The organism is Aeromicrobium ginsengisoli (genome assembly GCF_004134905.2).
Classification (GTDB): Bacteria; Actinomycetota; Actinomycetes; order Propionibacteriales; family Nocardioidaceae; genus Aeromicrobium; species Aeromicrobium ginsengisoli.
The window spans coordinates 1-25,898 of sequence record NZ_SDPQ02000003.1; the positions used below are offsets into that span (position 1 = coordinate 1).

Annotated in this window: 25 protein-coding genes and 2 tRNA genes; 9 read left to right on the plus strand and 18 right to left on the minus strand. The window is 67.0% G+C overall.

Going from position 1 to position 25,898, the window contains the following annotated elements:
- The first annotated feature begins 775 nt into the window (after positions 1-775).
- The gene (locus ESP70_RS13125; RefSeq protein ID WP_149689784.1) at positions 776-1,354 is read left to right on the plus strand and encodes a sce7726 family protein; all 579 of its coding nucleotides are present in this window, start codon (positions 776-778) and stop codon (positions 1,352-1,354) included.
- A 5-nt stretch (positions 1,355-1,359) separates the two neighbouring features.
- On the opposite strand, the gene ESP70_RS13130 is transcribed toward ESP70_RS13125, so the two are convergent.
- Positions 1,360-2,409 carry a beta family protein gene (locus tag ESP70_RS13130; RefSeq protein WP_188110624.1) on the minus strand — a complete coding sequence of 350 codons (1,050 nt, stop codon included), beginning with the start codon at positions 2,407-2,409 and terminating at the stop codon, positions 1,360-1,362.
- Between the two features lie 95 nt (positions 2,410-2,504).
- Between ESP70_RS13130 and ESP70_RS13135 the strand changes: the two genes are divergently transcribed.
- From ESP70_RS13135 to ESP70_RS13145, 3 genes are all read left to right on the plus strand, one after another.
- Positions 2,505-2,840 (plus strand): killer suppression protein, encoded by a 336-nt coding sequence (locus ESP70_RS13135; protein ID WP_149689786.1) that lies wholly within the window; start codon positions 2,505-2,507, stop codon positions 2,838-2,840.
- Between the two features lie 21 nt (positions 2,841-2,861).
- Positions 2,862-3,980 carry an ImmA/IrrE family metallo-endopeptidase gene (locus tag ESP70_RS13140; protein WP_149689787.1) on the plus strand — a complete coding sequence of 373 codons (1,119 nt, stop codon included), beginning with the start codon at positions 2,862-2,864 and terminating at the stop codon, positions 3,978-3,980.
- A gap of 226 nt (positions 3,981-4,206) precedes the next feature.
- Positions 4,207-5,586, plus strand: coding sequence for a hypothetical protein (locus ESP70_RS13145; protein ID WP_149689788.1), 1,380 nt, complete (start codon positions 4,207-4,209; stop codon positions 5,584-5,586).
- A 74-nt stretch (positions 5,587-5,660) separates the two neighbouring features.
- On the opposite strand, the gene ESP70_RS13150 is transcribed toward ESP70_RS13145, so the two are convergent.
- Positions 5,661-5,733 (minus strand) — tRNA-Trp (locus tag ESP70_RS13150).
- Positions 5,734-5,834: 101 nt separating this feature from the next.
- Between ESP70_RS13150 and ESP70_RS13155 the strand changes: the two genes are divergently transcribed.
- From ESP70_RS13155 to ESP70_RS13165, 3 genes are all read left to right on the plus strand, one after another.
- Positions 5,835-6,542, plus strand: coding sequence for a hypothetical protein (locus ESP70_RS13155; protein ID WP_149689789.1), 708 nt, complete (start codon positions 5,835-5,837; stop codon positions 6,540-6,542).
- A gap of 307 nt (positions 6,543-6,849) precedes the next feature.
- Positions 6,850-7,029 (plus strand): helix-turn-helix transcriptional regulator, encoded by a 180-nt coding sequence (locus ESP70_RS13160; protein ID WP_056211580.1) that lies wholly within the window; start codon positions 6,850-6,852, stop codon positions 7,027-7,029.
- Entirely contained in the window at positions 7,029-8,084 is a 1,056-nt protein-coding gene (locus ESP70_RS13165; protein ID WP_149689790.1) for a tyrosine-type recombinase/integrase, read from the plus strand. Before ESP70_RS13160 ends, ESP70_RS13165 begins: the two co-directional genes overlap by 1 nt.
- 29 nt (positions 8,085-8,113) lie before the next feature.
- On the opposite strand, the gene ESP70_RS13170 is transcribed toward ESP70_RS13165, so the two are convergent.
- Positions 8,114-8,186 (minus strand) — tRNA-Thr (locus ESP70_RS13170).
- 39 nt (positions 8,187-8,225) lie between these two features.
- The gene (locus ESP70_RS13175) at positions 8,226-9,041 is read right to left on the minus strand and encodes a hypothetical protein (RefSeq protein ID WP_149689791.1); all 816 of its coding nucleotides are present in this window, start codon (positions 9,039-9,041) and stop codon (positions 8,226-8,228) included.
- Between the two features lie 53 nt (positions 9,042-9,094).
- Between ESP70_RS13175 and ESP70_RS13180 the strand changes: the two genes are divergently transcribed.
- Together ESP70_RS13180 and ESP70_RS13185 are read left to right on the plus strand one after the other, a co-directional pair.
- Positions 9,095-10,267 carry an amino acid deaminase/aldolase gene (locus tag ESP70_RS13180; RefSeq protein ID WP_246162031.1) on the plus strand — a complete coding sequence of 391 codons (1,173 nt, stop codon included), beginning with the start codon at positions 9,095-9,097 and terminating at the stop codon, positions 10,265-10,267.
- Positions 10,264-11,550 carry a D-arabinono-1,4-lactone oxidase gene (locus ESP70_RS13185; RefSeq protein ID WP_149689793.1) on the plus strand — a complete coding sequence of 429 codons (1,287 nt, stop codon included), beginning with the start codon at positions 10,264-10,266 and terminating at the stop codon, positions 11,548-11,550. The genes ESP70_RS13180 and ESP70_RS13185 overlap by 4 nt, the downstream gene beginning before the upstream one ends.
- A 76-nt stretch (positions 11,551-11,626) precedes the next feature.
- On the opposite strand, the gene ESP70_RS13190 is transcribed toward ESP70_RS13185, so the two are convergent.
- The 14 genes from ESP70_RS13190 to ESP70_RS13255 all read right to left on the minus strand — a co-directional run bounded on the left by ESP70_RS13190 (position 11,627) and on the right by ESP70_RS13255 (position 25,867).
- The gene (locus ESP70_RS13190; RefSeq protein WP_149689794.1) at positions 11,627-12,967 is read right to left on the minus strand and encodes an LLM class flavin-dependent oxidoreductase; all 1,341 of its coding nucleotides are present in this window, start codon (positions 12,965-12,967) and stop codon (positions 11,627-11,629) included.
- On the minus strand, positions 12,964-13,974 hold the full coding sequence (locus ESP70_RS13195) for an aliphatic sulfonate ABC transporter substrate-binding protein (protein ID WP_149689795.1): 1,011 nt from the start codon (positions 13,972-13,974) through the stop codon (positions 12,964-12,966). The genes ESP70_RS13190 and ESP70_RS13195 overlap by 4 nt, the downstream gene beginning before the upstream one ends.
- A 45-nt stretch (positions 13,975-14,019) precedes the next feature.
- Entirely contained in the window at positions 14,020-14,733 is a 714-nt protein-coding gene (locus ESP70_RS13200) for an ABC transporter ATP-binding protein (protein WP_149689796.1), read from the minus strand.
- The gene (locus tag ESP70_RS13205) at positions 14,730-15,620 is read right to left on the minus strand and encodes an ABC transporter permease (RefSeq protein ID WP_149689797.1); all 891 of its coding nucleotides are present in this window, start codon (positions 15,618-15,620) and stop codon (positions 14,730-14,732) included. The genes ESP70_RS13200 and ESP70_RS13205 overlap by 4 nt, the downstream gene beginning before the upstream one ends.
- Entirely contained in the window at positions 15,617-16,519 is a 903-nt protein-coding gene (locus tag ESP70_RS13210; protein ID WP_149689798.1) for a TauD/TfdA dioxygenase family protein, read from the minus strand. Before ESP70_RS13210 ends, ESP70_RS13205 begins: the two co-directional genes overlap by 4 nt.
- Positions 16,520-16,917: 398 nt before the next feature.
- Positions 16,918-17,409 (minus strand): flavin reductase family protein, encoded by a 492-nt coding sequence (locus ESP70_RS13215; RefSeq protein WP_149689799.1) that lies wholly within the window; start codon positions 17,407-17,409, stop codon positions 16,918-16,920.
- Entirely contained in the window at positions 17,406-17,903 is a 498-nt protein-coding gene (locus ESP70_RS13220) for an NADPH-dependent FMN reductase (protein WP_149689800.1), read from the minus strand. The genes ESP70_RS13215 and ESP70_RS13220 overlap by 4 nt, the downstream gene beginning before the upstream one ends.
- Before the next feature lie 27 nt (positions 17,904-17,930).
- Positions 17,931-19,286 (minus strand): FAD-binding oxidoreductase, encoded by a 1,356-nt coding sequence (locus ESP70_RS13225; RefSeq protein ID WP_149689801.1) that lies wholly within the window; start codon positions 19,284-19,286, stop codon positions 17,931-17,933.
- Positions 19,283-19,666: a rhodanese-like domain-containing protein gene (locus tag ESP70_RS13230; protein ID WP_149689802.1), complete on the minus strand. Its 384-nt coding sequence runs from the start codon at positions 19,664-19,666 to the stop codon at positions 19,283-19,285. Before ESP70_RS13230 ends, ESP70_RS13225 begins: the two co-directional genes overlap by 4 nt.
- A 20-nt stretch (positions 19,667-19,686) precedes the next feature.
- Positions 19,687-20,673: a ketopantoate reductase family protein gene (locus tag ESP70_RS13235; protein ID WP_149689803.1), complete on the minus strand. Its 987-nt coding sequence runs from the start codon at positions 20,671-20,673 to the stop codon at positions 19,687-19,689.
- Positions 20,670-22,331 carry a dipeptide ABC transporter ATP-binding protein gene (locus ESP70_RS13240; RefSeq protein WP_149689804.1) on the minus strand — a complete coding sequence of 554 codons (1,662 nt, stop codon included), beginning with the start codon at positions 22,329-22,331 and terminating at the stop codon, positions 20,670-20,672. The genes ESP70_RS13235 and ESP70_RS13240 overlap by 4 nt, the downstream gene beginning before the upstream one ends.
- A complete protein-coding gene (locus tag ESP70_RS13245) occupies positions 22,322-23,224 on the minus strand; it encodes an ABC transporter permease (RefSeq protein ID WP_149689805.1) in 903 nt (300 codons plus the stop codon). Before ESP70_RS13245 ends, ESP70_RS13240 begins: the two co-directional genes overlap by 10 nt.
- Positions 23,221-24,195: an ABC transporter permease gene (locus ESP70_RS13250; protein WP_149689806.1), complete on the minus strand. Its 975-nt coding sequence runs from the start codon at positions 24,193-24,195 to the stop codon at positions 23,221-23,223. Before ESP70_RS13250 ends, ESP70_RS13245 begins: the two co-directional genes overlap by 4 nt.
- A gap of 25 nt (positions 24,196-24,220) precedes the next feature.
- On the minus strand, positions 24,221-25,867 hold the full coding sequence (locus ESP70_RS13255) for an ABC transporter substrate-binding protein (RefSeq protein WP_149689807.1): 1,647 nt from the start codon (positions 25,865-25,867) through the stop codon (positions 24,221-24,223).
- Positions 25,868-25,898: the final 31 nt, after the last annotated feature.

Sequence of the window (25,898 nt, forward strand, 5' to 3'; positions counted from 1 at the left end):
CCAGAGGCAAGCTGCGTGACAAGGCTCCCAGCCTCAACCCTGCTCTTCGCTGAAGCGATCAAGCCGCACCCACCACCCAGCACCATAGTTCGAGCACTCCCCTTTACATAGAGGCCCATTCTCGGTGGCCACTTGCGTCCGTACGAAAGGCCTTAGGGGTGATGAGTACAGACAAGAATCGCGAAATGCGCCAGGCGAGTGGCCGAAAAGTCGCGGGGGGAACATGCCCTAGATGCGGCGAAAAGGTGCAAAGGAAGGCCACCGGTCGGCCTCCGATCTGGTGCTCGCAGGCCTGTCGAAGGGCGGCGTATGAGGAACGCCGTGCGGCCGCTGTAGGTGCGATCGCAGTTGAGGTAGTCGACCGGATTGAGACTCGCGAGCACTCAATCGCCACCTGCGTCGACCGGACCCTGGCTTCTCCCGCTGGGTGCCGACGCGTGATCTACGAGTTGGCCCGGCTCGCTCGGGAAGGGACTCTGCAGTCAGATCCCAAATGGGAGTCGACCTTCAACGCCATACGCAACGGACTCGTGGATGCCCTCTATATGCGCATAGGCGCGCGCCGATGAATCGCGATTGCGTCTGGTGGGGCGAACATTCGCCAAATAGACGAATTCGCAGTTGCGGCACTGGGGCCCGTGGCATGTACGGCAGTTAAGAGCAGCATGTGGACAGCTGCAATCAACATCCCTATCTCGCGCTTCCGTGGACGGCCAGTGCTCCGACTGCACGAGTCGCGACCGATGCGTCCTGGGCACCATCTACGCTCAGACTCATGCGGGCTGGCGAAATCACTGGAGCGGTCGCGGCGCACGTTCGTGCCAGCGACGCGAACCATCCATCGATACTGGTTCCCGAGGTCAGAATCGAGCCCTCCAACGTGCGGATAGACCTCCTGATGATCGGACGCACCCTGTCCGGATGGGAAATCAAGAGCGACTTCGATCGCCTCATTCGCCTGCCGAGACAAGTCACTGGCTACAACTCGGTGTTGGAGTACGCAAATCTAGTCGTCGGCACCAAGCACCTCGAAGTTGCAGGTGACCTCATCCCAGATTGGTGGGCCCTGTGGCTGGCCCGGCCGGCCGGGCCAGGCTTCAAGATCACCTGTCGTCGCGCAGGTCGGCTCAACCCGACCATCGATCCGTTAGCTGTTGCTCGATTTCTGAGCCGCTGGGAGGTTACGCAAGAGCTAAACGCCCGCGGTGAGCGCGGGCTGTCCCACCTAGAAGTGCGCGAATTGCGCGCGCTGCTAGTTGAAAAGGTGGGGCCGCGAGAGTTGTTGCGCATCGCACGTAGTCGGATGGTGCAGAGGCAGGACTGGTCAAGCCGCGCCCTCGTTCAGAGTTGGTGATCCGACTAGGGGGTGCCGGGCACCGGTGATGCCTGCGGAGTCGACAACTGATCGTCAACTAGCCGAATGTGATGTCTGAACGAGATCTCTCGCCATTGTCCTGCACCACCCGTTGAACTCTCTCCACCCACGATCGAGGCGATCCGGCGATCGCTGTCACAATGATCACCGCCGCAGAATGCGCCCGAGGCGTGCAGGTTCCGACAGCACTCCGTAAATGCTGCCTTGAGACTGCCCGCCGACCGCGAGTCGAACCGATCAATCCGAACCTTGTCCCCGTACGAGTACCTCAGGTGTCCGTAGGTCGGTCGCCCGAACCCCGGCGGCTTAGGGGCAAAGAGCGCGTAGTCTCCGAAGTCAACGTCCCAACCTGCGTCACGAAGCCGCAGCCACGTCCACCACTCGCGCCTGTCACGAGTCCAACTACCGGCGCCCGCCACGTCAGAGTCGTCGAGTGTTCCAATCACCGATATGCGACGGACCTTCTCCACCAGGCGGGCGATCAGTTGCGCAGTTTGGTGTTCCAAGAGGTCGAGCGGGTAATTCTCAACTTCGTTCGACCAGTCCAATATCAAGTCGATCCGGTCGACTGCGAGGCCAGTTCGGGCGGAGACGCCCATCAACGTGTCCGGCAAGTTGCTTGATGGGGCCACTGGCATCTTGATCCGAATGGCAAGCCCGTCAGCGCAAGTGGCGGCAAGCGCAAAGGCCTGCCCGATGTCCACGACATCGTCCAGCGCGACAACGGGAACAGGCCACGCTACTGGTCGAGATAGTGCGAATCCCGCGTTGATAAATGCCCACCACGCCTCTAGGCCGTGTTCAGAGGAAACGAGATGTCGCACGTCGGCGTAGTAGCGCCCTCCCCAGAGTTGGTCGATCGCGTCTAGAAAGTGTCGGGTCTCAGTAAGCGTGCTCTTTGCGATTGCCGTGGGCTGCCCAGGGCGGGGCGGTGAAGGGGCCTGCCCCGGCAGCAATTCAAAAACCGGCTCGATCGACGACTTGAGCGACTCGGTGGTGATCACACTGAGCTCGGCAGCCTTGGCTTTCAGCACGGGTGAATACCTCACACGCCCTCCTTTCGACACATTTACCTAGTAGGTATATCCGAATTGTACACACCTACCAGGTGTATCGTATTCTCGTGGGCATGCGCATCGGCTTCGCGACTGGGCAACTTCAGCGCGACATCAACGATTCTCGGCGTTGCGTGCGCAGGTACGGGCCAGAACGGGCCAAGAAGATCCAGCTGCGCCTGCAGCAACTCGTGGCCGCGGCGAACCTTGCGGAGGTGATGCAACTTCCGCAAGCGCGTTGTCACCAACTTCGTCGCGAGCGAGATGAAGACTTTTCGCTCGACCTCGACGGACCGTTCCGCCTGATTGTGAGGGTCGCGAATCAGCCGATACCCCGCAAGACAGACGGCGGAATTGACCTATCCGAGGTGACCGACTTGCTGGTCACCGAAGTCACAGATACGCACTAGCGACAGAGAGGAGAATCGATCATGAACTTCACATCGGAAGGCGCTGCAACCGTCGAATGGCTTCCCTACAAGCCCGACGTCGTACTTCCGCCAGGAGACACCCTGCTCGAAACGATTGAAGCGATCGGCCTTACGCAGAAGGAACTCGCCACCCGGACAGGACTGTCCGCCAAGCACATCAACCAGATCGTCAAGGGTGATGCGCCGCTTACCCACGAGACCGCCGTTCTGCTTGAGCGGGTAACGGGAATAGGTGCCAGATTCTGGAATGCTCTGGAATCTGAGTTTCGCGACTCATTGGCGAGAAGCGCCACAGCGGAGGTTCCATCTGTCGCGAACGAGTGGCTCAAGTCGTTTCCTCTTCCCCACCTTCGCGCACTCGGAGTGATCAACGCGACGATGCGAGAGCCCGAGGCACTAGTCGAACAGCTGCTGGAGTTCTTCGGTGTGGCGAGCATCGCGGCATGGCGGGCGCTCTGGGCGAACCCGGAGGTTGCCTACCTGAAATCGCCATCCCTCGAATCAATTTCTGGTGCGGCAGCGGCGTGGCTGCGCTTGGGTGAGATTGAAGCGCAAAGGGCCGAATGTGAACCCTACGACCGAGACAGGCTGAAGGCGGCGCTCCCGGCTCTAAGAGCACTCACACCCCTACCCACTGCAATTGCGATTCCTCAAGCAGTCGAGCTAGCAGCCGCGTGCGGTGTTGCCGTTGTCCTCATCCCAGAGGTGCCCGGCGCCCGCGCGAGTGGCGCCACGCGTTGGGCGAGCCCCTCAAAGGCCGTCGTCCAGTTGAGCGACAGAGGAAAGCGATCGGACAAGATCTGGTTCGCCTTCTTCCACGAACTTGCACACGTGCTCCTGCATGGAAAGCGTGACTACTTTTTCGACGAGGAGATTGGGGAAGACTCGACAGACGCTAAGGAGGTAGAGGCGAACGAGTACGCACGGACACTGCTCGTACCGCGCGAGTTTGAAACGCTGCTCGAATCTGCAAAGTCGGCTAGCGATGTCAGAAGTATCGCTCGCCAATTGGGGGTCGCCCCGTCAGTGATCGCTGGTCGCCTGCAGCGAGATAGGTCAGACTTTCGCTTTGCGTCTACAGTTTTCGAGTCCTTCAAGATCGAGGACTTGGAGCCGTAGTTGGCCGCCACGCAGGTGTTCGCCAGCCTGCCCCTGACCAATAAGGCCCCTTCGCGAGGCTCCTCCGCGTTCTTGAAGTATTTCGCGGTCACGCATCTCGGGCTAGCGAGTTGGCTCGGCACACCGTTGAATGCTGCAGACTTCGTGATCACATCCATTCGCTTTCGTTGAGACGTTCCGCGATGACCAACACCCGCCCGGTGCTGGTGAGGAGGAGACCCGATTCATGCGACGAATAGCTCGAGCCAGATTTGATGCATTCGCCGGCTACTGCCGATCGCCGCTGGTCAGCCAATTGGCGCATGAGCTGGAATGGTTCGAATCAGCTGATGGAAACGTCCTCGCGACCTTAATAATCGACACTGACGAAGAGTTTTCAGGGATCGTTTTCGCGCGTGACCTTCGCGATCGCTTCCGGTGGGTCGGCCAGACATCGTTCTTCCTGACGGCGGACGCCGCGGTTGAAGCTCTTGGTCCTTTAGTCGAGGAGATCAGCAGCGACCTGGAAACCAGAAGAGTCCAGGGCGACGAGCGCGGCGGCTCCGTCGACTTCTTCGCCCCAACAGTTCCAAACGAGCGATTGCATCCGAACTTTAGGCGTCTCGCGGAGGATTCTGGCCAAGAAGCGGCAAAGAACCTGATTCAGGCCATGATGCGCTGGTACGAGGACCGGGACGGCAACTTCATTCAGCAATTTCAGACGGACGGCTTCGATGCTCGAGTGTGGGAACTTTATCTGTGGGCAACTTTGGTGAGCCTCGACTATGCGGCAGAATTTCCAGCCCCTTCGCCCGACCTACTTGCACATGGTGTCGGCGCCACGTTCGCGATTGAAGCCACGACGGTGAACCCGAGCGTGCACAAGGGTAGAGCGATTCCCACACCTACACCCAAGAGTGAAGATGAGGTGGCCGACTATTTGCGCAACTATCTGCCGATCCGATTCGCCGGCCCACTGACGGCCAAGCTGGGGAAACGCTACTGGGAGCGTGACTCGGTCGTCGGGTTGCCATTTGCCCTGGCCATCCAAGACTTCCACGCCGACTTTTCGATGACATTCAGCGGTGCCGCGCTCCCGTCATATCTGTATGGGATTGACCTTGTTGGCTCAGTGCAAGTCGATGACGTCGAGGTGCCGCACGAAAAAGTCAGTAGTCACACATGGCGCGGCAAGACAGTGCAGTCCGGGTTCTTTGATCTCCCGGGTGCACAGAACATCGCGGCAGTCATTTTCAACGCCAGCGGCACTCTCTCGAAATTTGGCCGCATCGGCACCAAGGTCGGGCTCGGTTCGGCAAATGCTCGAATCATTCACGTCGGCCTGCGCCAAGTCGGCGACGGGGAGAGTTTGATCGCGACCCCGTTCAGCGAGGAGGTGAGCGAAGGGTATCCGGAGGAGTGGATTGACGGTATGGAGGTGTATCACAACCCGACCGCTTTGCATCCGCTCGACCCCATGTGGCTCCCTGGGGCTGCGCACCATCGATGCATCGCAGGACGATTTGAGTCGCTTGTGCCAGAAGGTCATCTATCCGCTAGCAGGACAGCGGTCGTGAACATCGTGAACGGCAACAACCTGGATCCTCATCGAGTAGAGCCAATCTGAAACCTCCGGTCCGTCACAGGACCGTGTAAGTAAATAGAAATCGGCCCCTCGCGCGATACGCAGCGAGGGGCCGGAAAACCCAGCGGGATTCGAACCCGCGACCATCCGCTTTGGAGGCGGCGGCTCTAACCCCTGAGCTATGGGCCCAACACCGTGATTCAACCACGACTTAGAAGTCGCGTCTCGGGATCAGGTTCGGTCCGACAGAATGATCGCCGGTTCTAACCGAACCATGGTTGGATGCTGGCGTGTATCCGTCCGAAGCGGCAGCGCCGGGAACTGGGCAAACTTCCAGCGACGTGCGATGGCCAGCTGGGCCCCACTACTTTGACCTGACTGATAGCGACGGCGGCGTCGCATGGATTCGATACCGGGTTTGGTCGGCAGATTGGCATACCCGAGCGCTAATTGAACTCGGCGGCACTGAAGGCTCATTCGACCGGATGGTCGGAATTGAGATGGCCCTAGACGGTGCGTTGAATAGTCTCTCGAGCGCGTTTGACGCCGGCATTACTCTTCTCATCCGCGCCGTCGAGGAGGCTCGCGACGTCAGCGTCGATAACCGACTTCCAGTGTTTCGATACAGATGGGAGCGGTGTCGCGACATGCTTAAGCAGTCGGACATCGCGAACGACAGTGTGTGGCGCTTGATCCTCGAGATTGACGCCGCAATCGAAGGCGAGACCCATCTGGAACCGGCCGGGTGGCTAGCTCAACTGCGGCGCCTTAGGAACCGCGCCGCACACCAGGACAGTCTTTCGAGACACCACGAAGCAGGCAAGGTCACCGGCTTAGTGATCCAGGGGCAGCGGACGGACGCGTCTACCTATTTGGCGGGGATGTGCGACCGCCTTCACGACCTGACAGAACACATGATTCGGATCGCGATTTCCATCGGAGCGCACGAAACATCGAGCGTTTGGAACCGCGACCGCTGGAACCCCGCCGGCAACTGAGAGTGCGCTCTTCCCTTGCCTTGGGATCAGATGAGTGACCGTCATGCTGCAAATCCGCGGCTAAAGACTGTCGAGAGCGGCGAAAGGAACGTTCCCCTCGAACGTTCCCCCGAAAGTTCGACGTTCCCTGGCCCTAGGACACATGGAATCGGGCCTTTGGGGTTGTGCCCGTATTCCACAGGGCGCAGGCCATGCAACCGGTTCTCCACAGATGTCACTCGAGCTGGAACGTTCCCCCACCTCACCGGCTCAGACTGGAGGGTCGAGATGGCTATCCACTATCGGGGTGGGAGGACGGACGAGTGCCATGACAGAGATTCAGCTGCTGACGCCGGCTCAGGTTGGGAAGATCCTCGGGGTCACGCCTTCGACGCTGTGCCGGTTGCGCCAGACCGGCAAGGGGCCGCGTTTCGTGTGGGTCACCGACCACACGCCGCGCTACCGAGAGGACGAGCTGCTCGCGTACATCGAGGAACGAGCTTCCTGATGGGCGTCAGCAAGCACACCTCCGGACGATGGCGTGCGGTGCTGAAGAACGGCCGTACCTACGTCCAGAGCAAGAACTTCGACACCCGACGTGAGGCTGAGGCCTGGCTGGCCCGAGAGCGAGCGGCGCTGGCTGGCGGGGTCGATCCACGTGCCGGACAGATCATCGTTCGCAAGGCCTTCGCCACCTACATGGAATCGAGACGGCACACCGTCGCGGTGAAGACCTACCGCTCCGACATGGAGATGGTGAAGCTGATGCCGCCGAATCTCGGGAACCTCCACGTAGGACGGGTCACCGATCGTGAGGTCCAGCGCGTGCTCGACGCCTGGTCTCGCCGATACGCGGAATCGTCGGTAAGGAGGTTTCGCGCGGTGCTGTCCGGCTTCTTCTCTTGGTCGGTCCGGGAGAGGCTGCGCATCGACAACCCAGTCGCGCGCACCCGGGTCGCGCGCCAGCTGGTGCCCACCCAAGGTATGCAGCCGTTCACCGAGCCCGAGCTCGATGAAGTCCGCGCGGACATCGCTGAATACGACCGGCACCTGGCCGACGTCGTCTGGCTGTTGGCGTGGACCGGCCTGCGTTGGTCCGAAGCCCGCGAGCTGCGGATCGCCGACTTCATCGAGGTGCCGATGCCGAGGCTGGTCGTCCGCCGATCCGCACCCGAGTCGGTGGAGGCCAAGTCGACCAAGAGTGGTCGGACGCGTCACATCCCGCTATCGGAGGAGCTGCTGCCGCTGGTACGTTCCATGGCTAAGGACAAGGGACCTGACGACCTCCTCATCACCTCCTCCGGGGGAGCCCGACTGCACGCCGCGGCGTTCAAGCGCACCACCCGTTGGCCGGTCACAGGACGAGGCCGTCGGCTGCACGACCTTCGGCACACCGCAGCTTGCCTTTGGTTGGCCGCCGGCGTGCCTGCCTCGACCGTCCAGGCGTGGCTCGGTCACTCGTCGCTGCAGACCACCCAGATCTATGTGCACTACCTCGGCGACTCCGCCGACAAGGCCGGTTTGGACTTCCTGAACCGGCGGGGGCACATCGGGGGCACATGACCTCGGAAGCACAACCCTGAAATTCCCTGAGCCTCCGACAGGATTCGAACCCGCGACATCCTCATTACAAGTGAGGCGCTCTACCAACTGAGCTACAGAGGCGTACGGGCCGAAGCCCGGGGACCATCGTAGTGGGTGGCGTCAGACCTGGCCGTCGCGGCAGCGCTTGAGGTACTCCGGATCAACCCGGTCCTCCGCAGGCAGCTCGGGCATCTCGACCCTCGAACCCTTGCCGACCCGGATGAATGTCGTGAGGTCCTTCAGTGCGTGCTTGCGGTCGCTGTCAGGCACCAGCGCGTCGTCGAGCGCGAGCGCACAATCACTCGCGCCGAACTCCTGCCACCCGCCACCGATGCCGAAGTCGTCGGTGGTGTCCTTGTACGCGCTGAGGCTGTGCACTCGCAGCACCCCGATGACCCGGCTCGGCCCGTTGCCGATCCGCACCTCGTACGCGGCGCGGGTCTGCAGCTCGAGGCGTACGAACGGCTCGTTGGCCTGGTCCTTGTCGGTCGCGACCCGCCAGGCCGCGGTGACCATGGGCGTTCCGACGACCGTGACGTCCTTGCCGAACACGTTCGCCACGGCCAGGTGCGGCGAGACCACGCCCCTGAGCTGCTCCTCGTACGTGTTGGCGGTGGCCTTGGGCAGGATCGTCCGAACGTCGCTGAGCGGGTCGCCGCTGTGCCACATGCCGTCGTCGACGGTGCTGAGCCGGGCCCATTTCTCGAGCACCGTCGCCATGCGGCCGAGTGTCTTGTCGTCGAAGCCGGCCGGCGCGGCAGGAACCTTGGGCACGACGAGGCGGCCCTGCGCGGTCGGCCAGTCGAGCTTGAGCGACTCGAACGTCATAGGCGCAGCCGTCGTCGTGGTCGGCGTCGGCTCGGGGTCCGATGACCCGGAGGTGCAGCCCGACACCACGAACGCCACAGCCAGGAGAAGTGGGGTGAGCCTGCGCATCGGTCCAGTATCCGTGACCGGTTCCTGCACCAGCGGTGCGACATACTGACGGCGTGCCACAAACGTCCAGCCCGTACGCCCGACTGCTCGCCGCGACGCAGGACCTGGACACCCCGTTCGCGGTGATCGACGCGCCGGCGCTGTGGGCCAACGCCGACGATCTCGTGCGCCGGGCAGGTGGCGTGCCGATCCGCGTCGCCAGCAAGTCCGTGCGCGTGCGGTCGATCCTCGAGGGCACGCTGGCTCGCGACGGATTCGCCGGCGTCATGTCGTACTCGCTCGCCGAGTCCAACTGGCTCGTCGACAACGGGATCGACGACATCCTGCTCGCCTATCCGACGACGAGCCGCCGCTCGCTCGACTACCTCGTCGCCGACGAGCGCCGCCGCGCGCAGATCACGGTGATGGTCGACAGCACCGAGTCGCTCGACCACATCGACAGCCTGCTCGGAGCGAGCCACCCGTCGATCCGCGTCTGCATCGACGTCGACTCCTCGCTCAAGCTCGGACCGGTGCACCTCGGCGTCCGCCGCTCCCCCGTGCACACCGCCGAGCAGGCCGGCACGTTGGCGGCGGCCATCGCCGCGCGGCCGGGCTTCGACCTCGTCGGCGTCATGTTCTACGACGCGCAGATCGCCGGGCTCCCCGACTCGTCGCCGGCCGTACGCCTGGTCAAGAGGCGCTCCGCGGCCGACCTGCTGGAACGCCGCTCGAAGGTCGTCGACGCGGTGTCCCAGCACGCGAAGCTCGAGATCGTCAACGCCGGCGGCACCGGCAGCCTCGAGGTCACCGGACAGGACCCCGCGATCACCGAGCTCACCGCCGGGTCCGGGCTGTTCGCGCCGACGCTGTTCGACGGCTACGACGCGTTCGACGCCCACCCTGCGGCGTACTTCGTGCTCTCGGTCGTCCGCAAGCCGGCTCCTGACATCGCGACGTTGTTCGCCGGCGGCTACATCGCGTCGGGGCCGACCAACAAGAACCGGCAGCCGACACCGACGTGGCCCGAGGGACTCAAGGCGATCGGCACGGAGGGCGCCGGCGAGGTCCAGAGCCCGGTCAAGGGCGAGGCGGCGCGCGACCTGAACATCGGCGACCGCGTCGTCATGCGCCATGCCAAGGCGGGCGAGATGTGCGAACGGTTCAACGAGGTCGCGCTGGTCGCCGCCGACGGCACGACCAGGCGCGTCCCGACCTATCGCGGAGAGGGCAAGAACTTCGGATGACGACCTGGACCAACTGGAGCCGCAGCGTCGAGACGCATCCCGTACGCGTTGAGCATCCGGCGTCGACCGCAGACGTCCAGCGGATCGTGCGTGAGGCCGGTGGCCTCAAGGTCAAGGCCGTCGGCGCCAGCCACTCGTTCACCCCGATCGCCGCAACCGACGGGGTGCTGCTGCGGCTCGACCGGATGAACGCGATCCTCGCGCACGACCCCGCGACCGGCCGCGTCCGCGTGCAGGCCGGGATCTCGCTGCACGACCTCAACCCGCGGCTCAAGGCGCTCGGCCTGGCGCTGCCCAACCTCGGCGACGTCGACCCGCAGTCCGTCGCCGGCGCAGTGTCGACCGGAACGCACGGCACGGGCGGCAAGCTGTTCGGCATCTCCGCTGCCGTCGTCGGCGTGCAGCTCGTGACGGCCGACGGCGAGGTGCTGGAGATCGACGAGAGCCACGCCTGGTTCGGCGCTGCCCGGGTCACGCTCGGCGCGCTCGGCATCGTGACCGAGGTGACGCTGCAGTGCGTGCCCGCGTTCCTGCTGCACGCCCGCGAGGAGCCGATGGCCCTGCCGGACGTGCTCGACCAGGTCGACGCGCTGGTCAACGACAACGACCACTTCGAGTTCTACTGGTTCCCGCACACCGAGAAGTCGCTGACCAAGCGCAACAACCGGGTCGCCGAGGGCACCGAGCGCCAGCCCGTCGGCCGGTTCAAGCACTGGCTCGACGACGAGTTCCTCAGCAACACGGTGTTCGAGGGGCTCAACCGCATCGTCGCCCGCAAGCGCTCGTGGATCCCCCGGGTCAACTCGGTCGCCGCCTCGGTGCTCAGCGCTCGTGAGTATGTCGACGACTCGTTCAACGTGTTCGTGTCGTCGCGCACCGTGCGGTTCCGCGAGTCGGAGTTCGCGATGCCTCGCGAGGCACTGCCATCCGTACTCGCCGAGCTCAAGGCGTGGTTCGGCGCCGGACACGAGAACATCTCGTTCCCGATCGAGGTACGTTTCACGGCCGCCGACGACGTGTGGCTGTCGACCGGTCACGAGCGCGCCAACTGCTATGTCGCGGTGCACCAGTACTGGCGCAGCGACTACCAGGCGTACTTCGCGGCAGCGCAGGACATCTTCACGGCGCACGAGGGCCGCCCGCACTGGGGCAAGATCCACACCCTCGACGCGTCCTACTTCGCCGAACGCTACGCCAGGTTCGGCGACTTCGTGCGCGTACGCGACGAGCTCGACCCGAACCGCACCTTCAGCAACGACTACCTCGACAAAGTCCTGGGCTGATTCCCCGAGATGTGGATGCTGGTGCACCAGAAACGCTGATCACGTGGTGCAGCACGATCCACATCTCGGGGGCTCCCTAGACGCGGGTCAGCTCCCTCACGTGGAACTGGTTGGCCGGCTTCTCCAGGCCGTAGTGCTCCCGCAGCGTCGTGCCGGTGTAGTCCTCGCGGAACAGCCCGCGCGAACGCAGGATCGGCAGCACGTGCTCGATGAACGCCTCCAGCCCTGACGGCAGCGCCGGACCCATGACGTTGAACCCGTCGGCCGCACCGTTCTCGAACCATGTCGTGATCGTGTCGGCGATCTGCTCGGGCGTGCCCGCGACGGTGTGGTGACCCCGGCCGCCGCCGAGCTTCGACAGCACCTGACGAACCGTGAGGTCCTCCCGCGTGGCGAGCTCGACTATCAGGTCGGCCCGGCTCTGGAAGCCCTCGACCGTCGGCCGATTCACCACCGATCGCGGCAGGCTCTCGTCGAGCGCCAGCGAGTCGGCCGGCACCTCGAGGATCGTCGACAGCTGCAGCAGGCCGTACTCGGGGACCCGCAGGTCGTCCAGCTGCTGCGCGAGCTGCTGGGCCTCCGCCTCGGTCGAGCCGATGACCGGCACGATCCCCGGAAGCACCTTGATCCCCCCGGGATCACGGCCGATCCTGCGGGCCCGGTCCTTGATGTCGGCGTAGAAGTCCTGCGCGCGCTCGATCGTCTGGTGCGCCGTGAAGATCGCCTCCGCGTACGCCGCGGCGAACTGCTTGCCGTCGTCGGACGAGCCGGCCTGCACCAGCAGCGGATAGCCCTGAGGCGGGCGCCGTACGTTCAAGGCACCCTCGACCCGGAAGTACTGACCACGGTGCCGGATCGGGTGGATCCGCTCGGGATCGGCGAACCGACCGGCGGCCTTGTCACCGACGCGCGCCTCGTCCTCCCAGCTGTCCCAGAGCTTGAGCGCGACATCGAGGAACTCCGCCGCCCGCTCGTAGCGCGCCCCGTGACCCAGGGTGAAGTCGAGGCCGAAGTTGTCGGCCTCGCGCTGGGTCGCGGAGGTCACGATGTTCCAGCCCGCACGTCCGCCGCTGACGTGGTCGACCGAGGCCAGCCGCCGCGCGAGGTTGTAGGGCGAGTTGTACGTCGTGGAGACCGTCGCGATGAGCCCGATGCGGCTCGTCGCCGCCACCAGCGCGGTCAGCAGGGTCAGCGGCTCGAGCTGTCCCGGCGGACGGAACTCCCCGGAGCCCTGCAGCGCCGGTCCGTCGGCAAGGAACAGCGAGTCGAACTTCGCATCCTCGGCGAGCTTCGCCAGGCGTACCCAGTGCTGCAGGTCGAAGTCGGCGTCGACGTTGCTCTCCGGCAGGCGCCAGGCCGCCTCGTGGTGACCGGCCTCCATCAGGAACGCGTTGAAGTGGAGCTGCCGCGCGGTCATGAGGCACCGAACCCTGCAGGCAGGACGTTGTCGATGACCTGGTCGACGTCGACCTTCGTGGTGATCTCGCCGGCGTCGAAGAAGTTGTCGGCCAGCTTCTGCTCACCCTTGGCTTGAGCCGGAGTGACGGCACCGATCTTGAAGCTCCACGCCGCGATGTTCTTCTCGATGACCTTGGGGTCGAGGCCGGTCTCCTTGACGAGCGCCTCGACGTGCTTGTCGGGGTTCTTGTGGGCGTACCCGTACGCCGTGGCGAGCCGCTTGAGCACGTCGGCGAGGGCCTTGCGCTTGACCGGGTCGTCGAGCGTCTTCTTGGAGGCGACGTAGAACTGGCTGCCGTAGTCGAGCGGCGGCACCCCCTTGGCGATGACCTGCGCACCCTGCGACACCGCGAGCGAGGACTGCGGGTCCCAGATCGCCCAAGCGTCGACCTTGCCCGCAGCGAACGCACTTTGGCCGTCGGCTGGAGGCAGGAACACGAACTTGACGTCCTTCGGCGTCAGGCCGACGCTCTGGATCGCGTTGAGCGCCAGACCGTGGGCCGAGCTGCCCTGCGGGATCGCGATGCGCTTGCCCTTGAGGTCCGCGAGCGTCTTGATGGGCGACCCCTTCGGCACGAGGATGTTCTCCAGTGCACGGTTGGGATCCGTCGGCGTCTGGATCGCGACGATCCGGAAGCCGAGCGTCTTGGCGGCCCCGGTGATCGGCGGGACGGCGCCGACGCTGCCGAGGTCGATGTCGCCGGACGCGGCGGCCTGGACGAGCGGCGGACCGTACTCGAACTTGGCGAACTTGATCTTGTACGACGCGGAGTCGAACGCGCCGGACTCCTTGGCCAGCTCGACGATGCCGTCGCTCTGCTCACCGATCGTGAACGTGTACTTCTTCCACTGGGGATCGACCTTCTTCACGGTCGACGAGTCGGCGGCCCCGCCGCACGCGGTCAGCGTGCTCGCGAGCGCGAGCGCACCGAGGGCGGCGGCGATTTTGGGCAGGGTGCGGTTCATGGTGGTGCTCCTTGAGAGGTGGTGCGGAAGGGGGTGGGTGATGGATCAGTGGACGGCAGCGAGCCCGAGGTCACCGAGCAGCGAGGCCCGGAGGTCCTCACGCGCTGTGCCGATGGCGCGCTCGTCCTGGTCGAGCCGGACGTCGTACGAGCTGCCGATCCGGCCGTCGCTCATCACGAGGATCCGGTCGGCGAGCGCGATGGCCTCGTCGACGTCGTGGGTGACGAGCAGCATCGCGGCGTTGTGCTTGCGGCGCAGCTCACGGACGAGGTCGTGCATCCGCAGCCGGGTGATGGCGTCGAGCGCGGCGAACGGTTCGTCGAGCAGCACCAGGTCGGGCTCGGTGACGAGTGCGCGGGCCAGGGACACACGCTGCGCCTCGCCGCCCGACAGCGTCTTGGGCCAGGCGCGGGCGTGATCCTTGAGCCCGACCTCGTCGAGCACGGCCAGTGCGCGCTCGTCGGCGCCGGCCTCGTACAGGCCGATCGTGACGTTGCGCAGCACCCGCTGCCACGGGAGCAGGCGATCGTTCTGGAAGACGATCGCCCGTTCCCTGGGCACGGTGACCGTGCCGGCATCCGGCCGGTCGAGGCCGCCCAGCAGACGCAGCAACGTGCTCTTGCCGCAGCCGGACGGGCCCAGCAGGACGACGAACTCGGACTCGCCGATCGTCAGGCTCAGGTCGTCGAGGACGACCCGGTCGCCGAACTTGCGGCGGACGTCGCGTACGTCGACGGAGGTCGTGGTCACGTCGCTCATTGCGCCTCATAACTCGGGCGCCACTGCAGCAGCACCCGCTCGAGAATGCGGACGAACTGGTCGGCCAAGAGCCCGATCACGGCATAGATCACGAGCCCGAGGAAGACCTGGTCGGTGCGCAGGTAGGTCTGCGCGCGGTTGATCAGGTAGCCGATCCCGGCGTTGGCGTTGACGGTCTCCGCCGCCACGAGCCCCAGCACGCTGTACGCCAGCGAGAACCGCAACCCGACGAGGAATCCGGGCAGCGCACCGGGCAGCAGCACCCGGCTGATCAGTCGCGCTCGACCGACGCCCGCAGCCCTGGCCATCTCGATCAGGCGTTGGTCGACGCCGCGGATCGCCGCGAACAGGTTGAGGTACATCGGCACGCCGGCACCGAACGAGATCAGCAGCACCTTGGTCAGCTCGTCGATGCCGAACCAGACGATCATCAGCGGCAGCACCGCCAGCAGCGGGATCGTGTGAACGATCTGCACGACGCCGTTGAACAGGTACTCCCCCGACCGCAGCAGACCGGCGATGATGCCCGTCGTGATGCCGATCGTCAGGCCTATCGCCAGCCCGATCCCGACCCGTCGCAGCGACGTCGTGAGGTCGGTGCCGAGCTCGCCGATCTTCCAGAGGTCGATTCCAGCCTGGACGATCGCCGTCGGCGCCGGCGCGATCTTCTCGGGCAGCCAGCCGAGCTCGCTGGTCACCTGCCAGAGCACCAGGATCGCGACGGGCGTCGTGTAGATCCCGAGCGGCCAGCGCACGCGGCGGCGCAGGCGGGTCAGCCGGCTGCCGTCGCGCCCGGCCGGTGCGGTGAACGTCTCGGTCGCCCGCTCGCGCGGGGCCGACACGGCACGTGGCGAACGTACGCGTGCAGGTGCGAAGCCGGTGCTCATGCGGCCCGGCTCTCGGCGATGCTCGAGTAGTGGCTCGAATCGCCCGTGATGACGTACGACTGCGTGCCGCCGACCGACACCGGCACGTCGCCGGCGATCGTGATGCGCTCGAGGCGGCGCGGCTGGTCGTCGTAGTTGTCGATCGCGTAGTGCTGCGTGATCCGGTTGTCGAAGATCAGCAGCTGGCCCGGCGACCACGACCAGCGCAGGATGTTCTCGGGCCGCGTGACGTACGCCTGCAGGAGGCGCAGCAGGTCACGCGACTCGGTGGCGGACAGCCCCACGAGCCGGCGGACGAAGCCGCCGATGAACAGGCCGCGTTCTCCCGTCTCCGGGTGCACGCGCACGACCGGATGGGCCGTCTCGTAGACCGTCGACGTGAACGTGTCGTTGTACGCCTTCTGGTGATCCGTCAGCGTCTCGGGCGGCACGGCGTAGTCGTAGTCGTTGGAGTGCACCGCCCACAGCCCGTCGGCGAGCTCGCGCAGCCCGGGCGGGAGGTCGTGGTAGGCGCCGGCCGCGTCAGCGATCAGCGTCTCGCCGCCGTACGGAGGCACCGTGATGCTCCGCAGCGTCGAGATCGCCGGCGGATTGATCACGAACGTGACGTCGGTGTGCCACTGGTTGGCCTTGCTCTGGGCGCTGTCGACCGCGAGCACGGCGGCGCTGCCCTCGGCCGCGGGCACCGTCGGGTGCGCGGCGGTGAGATCGCCGAAGTAGCCGGCGATGCGCTCCTGGCCCTGTTGGTCGAGGTCGGCGCCGTCGAACACGATCGCCTTGTGCGCGTTGAGCGCCTGGCGGATCGTCGCGACCGTCTCCCGGTCGAGCGGGGCGGACAGGTCGACGCCGGTGATCTGGGCACCGATGCGGCTGGTGAGCTTGCGTACGGAGATGGTCATGCGAGTTCCTTCGATGGACGTACGGACGTGCGGGACTTGGCGGAGCGCTGGTCAGCGACAGGTCGCGCTGTGGGTCCGCATCAGGTCGACCGCAAGGCGGGCGACGAGCCGAGTCATCGAGTTCATGCCGATGACGCTAGGGCCGCGAAAGCGCAGGTCATGGGCCATTTCGAGCCTTGGAATGCCTCCGCGCCGACGGCCGCCGTGTGCTACTCGCGCCCACCCGCGCGAAGCACAGTTTCCGCCCTTCCCGGCCGGGTCTCAGGACGTGAGCGACGTCGAGAACTGTCTCCAAACCACGTAACAGTGGGCGGGGGTCTGCCGTCCCCATGGACCAACAGACGTGCGTCGCACCTTCTGCGACCCGTGGGTCTCAGAAGGTACGACGCAAGGTGAGCTCAGAAGGTCTTGTGGGTTCCGAACGCTCGCTGCCAGTACGTCAGCGGAGCGTGGGCGTACGTGTCGGCCGCCTCGACCCGGCCCAGCACCAGCGTGTGGTCGCCGGCCTCGATCAGCTGCGTCACCGCCATCGCCACCCACGCGTGCCGGTCCACGAGCGCCGGGGCACCGTCCTCGGGCCGCCACGGGATGTCCGCGAACTTGTCGGGGCCCGAGCGGGCAAAGCGCAGCGCGATCTGGTCCTGGTGCGCGGCCAGCACGTTGACGCCGACGACCGACTCGATGCGCAACGCCGCCAACAGCGACGAGCGATTGTCGAGCGACACCAGCAGCATCGGCGGCTCCATCGACAGTGACGCGAACGCGCTGACCGTCGAGCCCATGGGTTCGCCATCACCGAACGTCGTCACGACCGACACCGCCGCAGCGACATTGCCCATCGCGGACCGGAACGACTTCTGCAGGACCTCGTCGTCGATCTCGGCGCTCATGCCCTCACCCCCACCGCAGCGCGGACGACCGGCGCCCACCGCGCCAACCACGCCTGCTCGACGTCATCGGGCTGCGGTGCACTGTCGATCAAGTAGAGCGCCGGCGCCGGGACGGTGGCGCCGACCTCGACCAGCACGGGCTTGAGGTGCAGCTCCGCCGCCAGGTGGTGGGCGGGACCGGCCCCCAGCATCAGCGGTATGCCGACGACACCCTCGAGGCCCGTGCCGCCGGGGAGCTGGTCGAGGAACAGCTTGAGCAGCCCGGTGTACGTGGCCTTGAACGTCGGCGACGCGAAGATCGCCACGTCGCTCGAGGCCACCGCCTTGACCGCGGCCGACACCTCGGGATCACCCCAGCCCAGCAGGCCGGGACCCAGGTCGACGAGGTCGCACGCCGTCACCTCGGTCGCATCGAGACCCGCGGCGAGACGCTGGGCGGCGTCCCAGGTCCGCGATCGGGCTTTCGGGTTGCCCACGACGATCGACACGTGCATGAAGGATTCAGCTCCTCGGTGGATGGTTCAGATGGCCTTGCCGGGGTTGAGGATCCCGGCCGGGTCGAACAATGACTTGATGGCGCGCTGCAGCCCGTCGACCACACCGCCGACTTCCTGGGCGACCCAGTCGCGCTTGAGCAGGCCGACACCGTGCTCGCCGGTCAGCGTTCCGCCGAGGCTCAGCGCGAGCGCGAAGATCCGGTCGACCGCCTCGATCGCGTACGCCGGCAGCTCATCGCCGTCGACGACGAGGATCGGGTGGACGTTGCCGTCGCCCGCGTGCGCGAACACGAAGATGCGCGCGCCGGTCTCGTCGGCGATCGCGTGGATGCCGCGGATCGCCTCGGCGAGCCGCGACGGCGGCACCGCGATGTCCTCGATGACGACTCGGCCGATGCGCTCGAGCGCCGGCAGCGCCTGCCGGCGAGCGGTCATGAGCCGGGCGCTCTCGACGGGATCATCGGACGTCTCGACGTATGTCGCCAGCGGCGCCAGCACCTCGGCGATGACGTCGGCCTCGATCGCGGCGGCGTGGCCGTCGGTCTGTGCGAGCAGGAATGCCGCGCCGTTGGCCCGCAGCCGGGTGTCCTCGAGCGCGTCGATCGCCGCCAAGGTGGGGCCGTCGACTATCTCCAGGACCACCGGGCGTACGCCCGATGAACGGACCGCGATCGCGGCCGCTGCGGCCTCGTCGATGCCGGCGAAGTAGGCCGCGACGGTGCTGGTGGCGACCGGGCGGGGCAGGAGCCGCAGCGTGGCGCGGACGACGACGCCGAGCGTGCCCTCCGAGCCGACGAGCAGGCCGAGCAGGTCGTAGCCGGTCACGCGTTTGAGCGTCTCGCGGCCGACCGTGACGAGCCGGCCGTCGGCCAGCACGACGTCGAGCGACAGCACGGCGTCGCGCGTCACGCCGTACTTGGCGCCCCGCAACCCGCCGGCGTTGGTCGCGATGTTGCCGCCGATCGTCGAGATGCCGACGCTGCCGGGATCGGGGGCGTAGAACAGGCCATGGGCTCCGGCCGCTGCGTCGAGATCGGCCGTGATGACGCCGGGCTCGACGACCGCGACCTGGTCGTCGGCCCGGACCTCGACGATCCGGTCGAGCCGAGAGAGGTCGAGCACGATGCTGCCGCTGCCCGCGACGGCACCGCCCGCGACGCCGCTGCCGGCACCACGTGGCACGACGGCGATGCCGTGCTGGTGGGCGAACCGCAGTGTCGCCTGCACCTGCTCGACCGAGCCGGCGCGCACGACGATCGCCGCGGGACCAATCGGTGAGCCCGAGCGGTCCCGGCTCGCCGACTCGACGTCGGCCGGCACGACCGACCAGTCGTCCAGGTCCGCGACGAGGTCGTCGAGAGAGAAGGTGGCAACGCTCATGCGTCGGGATCCGTCGCCGGCGTCGTGGCGAGGCCGGCGTCCTTCCAGGCCGCGAAGCCGCCGTCGACATGCACGACGTTGCTGAAGCCCCACTCGACGAGCTGGTCGGCAACGGGGCCCGAGCCGTTGATCGAGCCGCAGATCACGACGACCGGGCGGGCATCCTCACGGTCGGCGAACGCCTCGGCGAGCGCCGGCTTGTCGACGATCTCGGCCTGCGGAAGCCCGCCGGTGCGTGCGCGGAAGCCCTCACTGCGTACGTCGATGAATCGCGCGCCACCGTCGACCGCCGCAGCGGCGATGGCGGGGCTGACGAGCACGGCGGAATGCGTGGTCCGGGGTGCGGCGGGCAGGTCGCAGGCGGTCGTGGTCTCGGTCATGATGGTGGTCCTTCCGGTGGTCAGATGGGTTGCAGGGCGGGGTCGAGCAGGAGGCGTACGTCGATCGGTTCGGTCGAGCCACCGGCGGCGGCTCGCGCCCCGAGCGCTCGCTGGAGGGTCTCGTTGACGGGTGTCGGTACGCCGTGGAGCCGGCCGAGCAGCACGATCTCGCCGTTGAGGTAGTCGACCTCCGAGCCGGCGCCGCGGGCAAAGCTCTGCCACGTCGAGCGGCGATGCTCATGGCCCGGCACCGTGCCGATGTCGAGGGCCGGCACGGTCGCCACCGCCGTCGCCGGGTCGACCACGTCGATCGAGGCGGCGAGGAAGACGCTGTCGAGCTCGGCGACCAGCAGCGCCGCCGCCTGCGCGACGTCGTCGGCGGACCCGGCGAACAGGTCGAGGCCGTTCGTGATGTTGCCGCGCAGCTTGTGCGCCTTCCAGCCGGCGATGTCGTCGACGGCGGTCGCCGCGAACCGGGCCGCGCGCAGGTCCGCGGCGATCTGCTCGGCGCGCTCGTCGGTGCCGGAGTGGTGCCGGCCCAGCCAGATGATCCCGACCGTCGGCCAGCTCGGACTCACGACCTCGCCGGGGCTGAGGTGGCTCGCGGCGATCCATGCCGTCGCGGCGTAGACCTCGCCGAACCGGCGCAGCACGGCCTCCTCGGTCGCCAGCCCGTTCTGCAGCGTGACGACCGGCAGGTCGGCGGCGACTCCCCCGCCCTCGACAGGCAGCCACGACCAGGTCTGGAGGACGGCTTCGACGTCTTGCGTCTTGACCCCCAGGACCAGCAGGTCGTCGGGCCGCAGGCTGGCCTCGTCCGGACCCGACGCGACGGGCACACGTACGACATCGGTGCCCTCGGGCCGGCGGATCCGCAGGCCTCCGGCGCGGATGGCCTCGCCGTTGGCGCCTCTGGCCACGAGCAACGACTCGATGCCGCTGGTGTGCAGCTCGGCCGCGAGCAGCCCGCCGAGCGCGCCTGCGCCGATCACGACATACCTCGTCATGCGCCAGCCTCCTTGAGTGAGAGTCCGGGCACCGCGGCCAGCAGGGCGCGGGTCAGGGCGTGCTCGGGATGGTCGAACACCTGCTGTGTGGGACCGCTCTCGACGATCCGCCCGCCGTCGAGCACCGCGAGCTGGTGCGACACCTCGGCGACGACCGCGAGGTCGTGCGACACCAGCACGTACGTCAGGCCGAGCTCGCTCTGCAGGTCGACCAGGAGATCCAGGATCTGCGCCTGCACCGAGACGTCGAGCGCCGACACCGGTTCGTCGAGCAGCAGCAGCTCGGGCTCGAGCGCGAGGGCGCGTGCGATCGCGACGCGCTGCCGCTGGCCGCCCGACAGCTCGGCGGGGCGGCGGCCCAGATAGCTCGCCGGCAGGGCGACCTGGTCGAGCAGCTTGCTGACGGTGGTCGTGCGCGACGCCCGGTCGCCGATCCGGAACGATTCGAGCGGCTCGGCGACGAGGTCACGGACACTGAACTTCGGGTCGAGCGCCGCGAACGGGTTCTGGTGGACGAACTGGAACCGCCGGCGCAGCGCCCGCAGCGAGCGCCGGTCCGACGACGCGACGTCGACACCGTCGAACAGGACCCGCCCGGAGGTGGGCCGTTCGAGGCCCATCGCGATGCGCAGTGCGGTCGTCTTGCCCGAGCCGGACTCGCCGACCAGCGCGAGCGTACGTCCGCGGTGCACGTCGAGCGTGACGTCGTCGAGCACCCGGGCGCGGCTGCGTGACCCGAGCCCGCTGCGTGACGTGAACTCCTTGCTGACGCCGTCGAAGCGCAGCACGACGTCGTCGACTGGTGGCACGGGAGCCGGCCGACGGACCCGGCCCAGGCCGGGCGCCGCGTCGAGCAGCCGCTGGGTGTACTCGTGCTGGGGCGACTCGGCGATCTGTGCCGGCTTGCCCTGCTCGACGATGCGGCCCTGCGACATCACGACGAGGTGGTCCGCGCGATCGACCGCGACGCCGAGGTCGTGGGTGATGAGCAGCAGCGAGGTGCCGTTGTCGGCCACGAGACGGTCGAGGTGGTCGAGGATGCGCCGCTGCACCGTGGCGTCGAGGGCGCTGGTGGGCTCATCGGCGACGAGCAGCTTGGGCTTGCCGGCCAGGGCGATCGCGATCAGGACGCGCTGGCGCTGGCCGCCGGAGAGCTCGTGCGGATACTGGCGCGCCTTGACCACCGGATTGTCGACGCCGGCGCGTTCGAGCACCTCGACGACCTCGACCTCGACGGAACGCTTGGGCACACCCCGACGGCGTACGGCCTCGGCGACCTGCTCACCGACCCGCATCGTCGGGTTGAGCGCGACCATCGGGTCCTGCGGCACGAGCCCGACGACCGGGCCGCGGTGATGCCGGAACGCCTTGTCGTCGGCGTGCGTGACGTCATGGCCGCCGAGCGTGATCCGGCCGCCGACGATCCGGCCGCCGGCGGGGAGCAGGCCGAGCGCGGCGTGAGCCGTCGTCGACTTGCCGGAGCCGGACTCGCCGACGAGGGCGACGACCTGACCGGGGCGGACCGAGAGCGTGAGGTTCTCGACGACTCGGCGCTCGCGGCCCTTGGGCCCGAAGCCGACCGAGAGGTCGTCGATCTCGAGGACGGGGTGGTCGGTCGGCGTCGCGACCACCGGCGCCGGGGTGAAGGTCAGTGCCATCTCTGGAGCTCCTCGAACGTCTTGCCGATGTGGTTGAGGGCGTACACGGCCGCACCGACCGCGAGGCCGGGCAGCAAGGTCAGCCACGGTGAGGTCACGAGGTACGTACGACCGGCCGCGACGAGCGAGCCCCACTCGGCCTCGGGCGGCGGCGCACCGAAGCCCAGGAACGACAGCGACGAGACCGCCAGGATCGCGGTGCCGAAGTCGAGGACCGCGAGCACCGCGACGGGCCCCCATGAGTTGGGCAGGATGTGGCGACGCAGGACGCGCAACGGGCCGGCACCGCTGGAGCGGGCGGCCTCGACGTACGGGAGCGTCTTGACCCGCAGCACCTCGGCGCGGGTGACCCGGGCGAATCCGGGAGTCAGGCCCACGCCGACGGCGATCGCCACGTTGACGGTGCCGAAGCCGAGTGCCGTGACGATCGCCAGCGCCAGCAGCAGCGCCGGGATCGCCAGTAGCACGTCCACGAACCGCATCAGCAGGCTGTCGGCCCAACCGCCGGCGTACCCCGAGACCACGCCGATGGTCAGGCCGGCGACGACCGCGAGGCCGACGGAGATCGCGGTGGCCTCGACCGAGAGCGCGCTGCCGTGCACCATGCGGGTGAACAGGTCGCGGCCGAGCTCGTCGGTGCCGAACAGGTGATGCAGGCTCGGCGCGAGGAACTTGTCCTTCGGCTCGGTCTGCGTCGGGTCACCGGACGCGAACAGTCGCGGGGCGATCGCGCTCAGGATGACCAGCACGACGTACGCGACGGCGATCAGGAATCCGGGTCGGCGCAGCAGCGCGTGGGCGGTCTGGCGCGTACGACTCGACGTCTCGTCGCGATCCGCCGTCGGCGGTGCGGGCGTGATAGGCCGGACGAGCTCGGCATCGGCGAGCGTCATGCCGCCACCTCCAGGGGTGCGAGCGAACGGGACGAGGTGGGCTGCAGGACACGGGGATCCAGCAGCGGATAGATCAGGTCGACGACGAGGTTGACGACGACGAAGACACCGGCGGCGAGCACGACGATCCCCTGCACCAGCGGGATGTCCTGCGCGAGCACCGCCTGCTGGGCGAGCCGGCCGATGCCGAGGCGGGAAAACACCGTCTCGGCGACGACGGCGTTCGTGACGGTCGCACCGACCAGCACGCCGAGGATCGTCAGCGCCGGGAGGCTTGCGTTCTTGAGCGCGTGCTTGGTGTGGATCGTGAGCCGCGACAGCCCCTTGGCCCGGGCTGTGGCGATGTGCGCCTGGTCGAGGGTGTCGTCGAGACCACGGATCAGCACCTGGGCGAGGATCCCGGACGTCGGCAACGACATCGTGAGCGCCGGCAGCACGAGTGACGACACGCCACCGGAGCCCGTGGCCGGGAACCAGCCGAGCGAGAACGAGAACAGCTGGATCAGCAGCAGCCCGACCCAGAACGTCGGGAACGACACCCCGACGGCGGGCAACCGGTGCAGGAACGACCGGAGCGGCCGCCAGCCGACGTACGTCGCGAGGAACGCGAGCCCGCCGCCGATGAGGGTCGTCAGCACCAGTGCCACCGCCGTGAGGGCGATCGTCGGCGGCAGGTTCTCGGCCAGCAACGACGTGACCGACTGGCCACGCGACACCGACTGGCCGAAGTCGAGCTGGAACGCGTCGACGAGGTGGTGCCAGTACTGCACGACGATCGGGTCGTCGAACCCGTACGCCGCCTGGATCTTGGCGACCTGGTCCGCCGACGGGCGCCCGGTCCCGCCTGCTTGGTTGAGCAGGATCGAGACCGGGTCGCTCGGCAGCGCATAGAGGACGACGAACGTCACGGTGTAGGCCGCCCAGAGGACCGCGATCGCCTGCGCGACGCGCCTGGCCGTGTACTGCACCATGTCGTCTCCTCCTTCGTCCGTCGGGCTACTTCGACAGCCACACGTCGTTGAGGCGCAGGAACGTCTCAGCGGTGTAGTCAAGGTCGTGGACCTGATCGGTCGTGGCCACGATCTGCGCGCGGTCCTGCAGCGGGAACAGGACGCCCGCGGTGATGATCTGCTTCTGGATCTCCGCGAAGATCGCCTTGCGCTTGACCGGGTCGGCCTCGCTGATCTCCTGGGCGTACAGCGCGCTCAGTGCCTTGGCCGTCGCGGGGTCCTGGGTGTACGCACCCGGGCCCGTGCCCGGCTTCACGACGTTCGTGTCGTAGAACGTGCGCAGCACGTCGGCATCGGCCCGGGTGAAGTAGGACGCGGTCAGGTCGAAGTCACCGTTGTTGGCCTTCGCGGTGTTCTCGGCCGGAGTCACGACCTTCTGGGTCAGCTTGATCCCGACCTTCTTGAGCTGGTCCTGCAGCAGGTCCCAGCCGGGCCACGGCGCGACGGTGAGGAAGGAGATCTCGAGCGGCTTGCCGTCCTTGGTCCGATAGGCTCCGGAGCCCTTCTTCCAGCCGGCCTCGTCGAGCAGCTTCGCCGCACCGTCGGGGTCGTATGCCAGGAGAGCCGACTGGTCGCTCCACTGCGGCGTCGACGAGTCGATGACGCTCTTGGTCACCGGGTAGTCGTCGCCGAACAACGTGTGCGCCCACTCGGTGCGGTCGATCGACTTCTGCAGGGCCTCGCGCACCTTGGCGTCGCCCAGGATGCCCTTGACGTTGGGGATCAGGTTGTACGTCAGGCCGGGCAGCACCGTGCTGTCGACCGTGCCGCCGCCGCTCGTGATGGTCTGCTGGCTCTGCTCCGACAACGGGTTGCGCGGCCAGGCGACGTCGATCTGCTTGGACGTCAGGCTGCCGACCAGGACACTCTCCTCGGGCACGAACGTGACGTCGAGCGCGTCGATGTGCGCCGCCTTGCGGTTCTTGTTGATCTCCGAGCCCCAGGCGTAGTCCTTGCGCTTGGCAAGCTTGACCGACTGCGCGACCTTGTAGCTCGTGAGCGTGAACGGGCCGCTGCCGACGAAGTCACCGAGTGCCCGCTTCTTGGGGTCGATGTCGTACGACTTCGGTGACAGGATGCCGAGCGTCGTCGTCGAGGTCGCCTGCAGGAACGCTGCGTTGGCGGTCGTGAAGTCGACCTCGATCTTGTTGGGGGCCAGGACCTTGGTCTCCTTGTAGCCCGACAGGTAGGTCGCACCGAGCGAGGCCAGCGGCCCGAGCTTGACGATGCCGTCGTACGCGGTCTTGACCGCCTTGGCGTCGAGCGGTGTGCCGTCGCTGAACGTCACGCCGTCACGCAACGTGAACGTGTACGTCTTGGCGTCCGGCGACACGGTCCACTTCGTCGCGAGCCAAGGCACGATCTTGCCGGTCTTGGGGTCCTGGTCGGTCAGGGAGTCGACGAGGTTGCGGTCGATCGACCGCGACTCGATCCAGAAGTTCTGGTTGGGGTCGAGGTTGCCGAACAGGTCCTGGTTGAAGGCAAGCTTGAGCGTGCCGCCCTCCTGGACCGGGCCGTCGCTCTTGGCGGAGGACCCGTCGCTGCCGCCGCACGCGCTGAGCGCGATCAGGGCGGCAGCGGCAAGCGTGGCGAGGGCGCCGCGGCGGAAGGCCGGGCGATGCTGGCGGGACATGGTGGTTCCTTCTTTTCGGGGGGATTTCAGG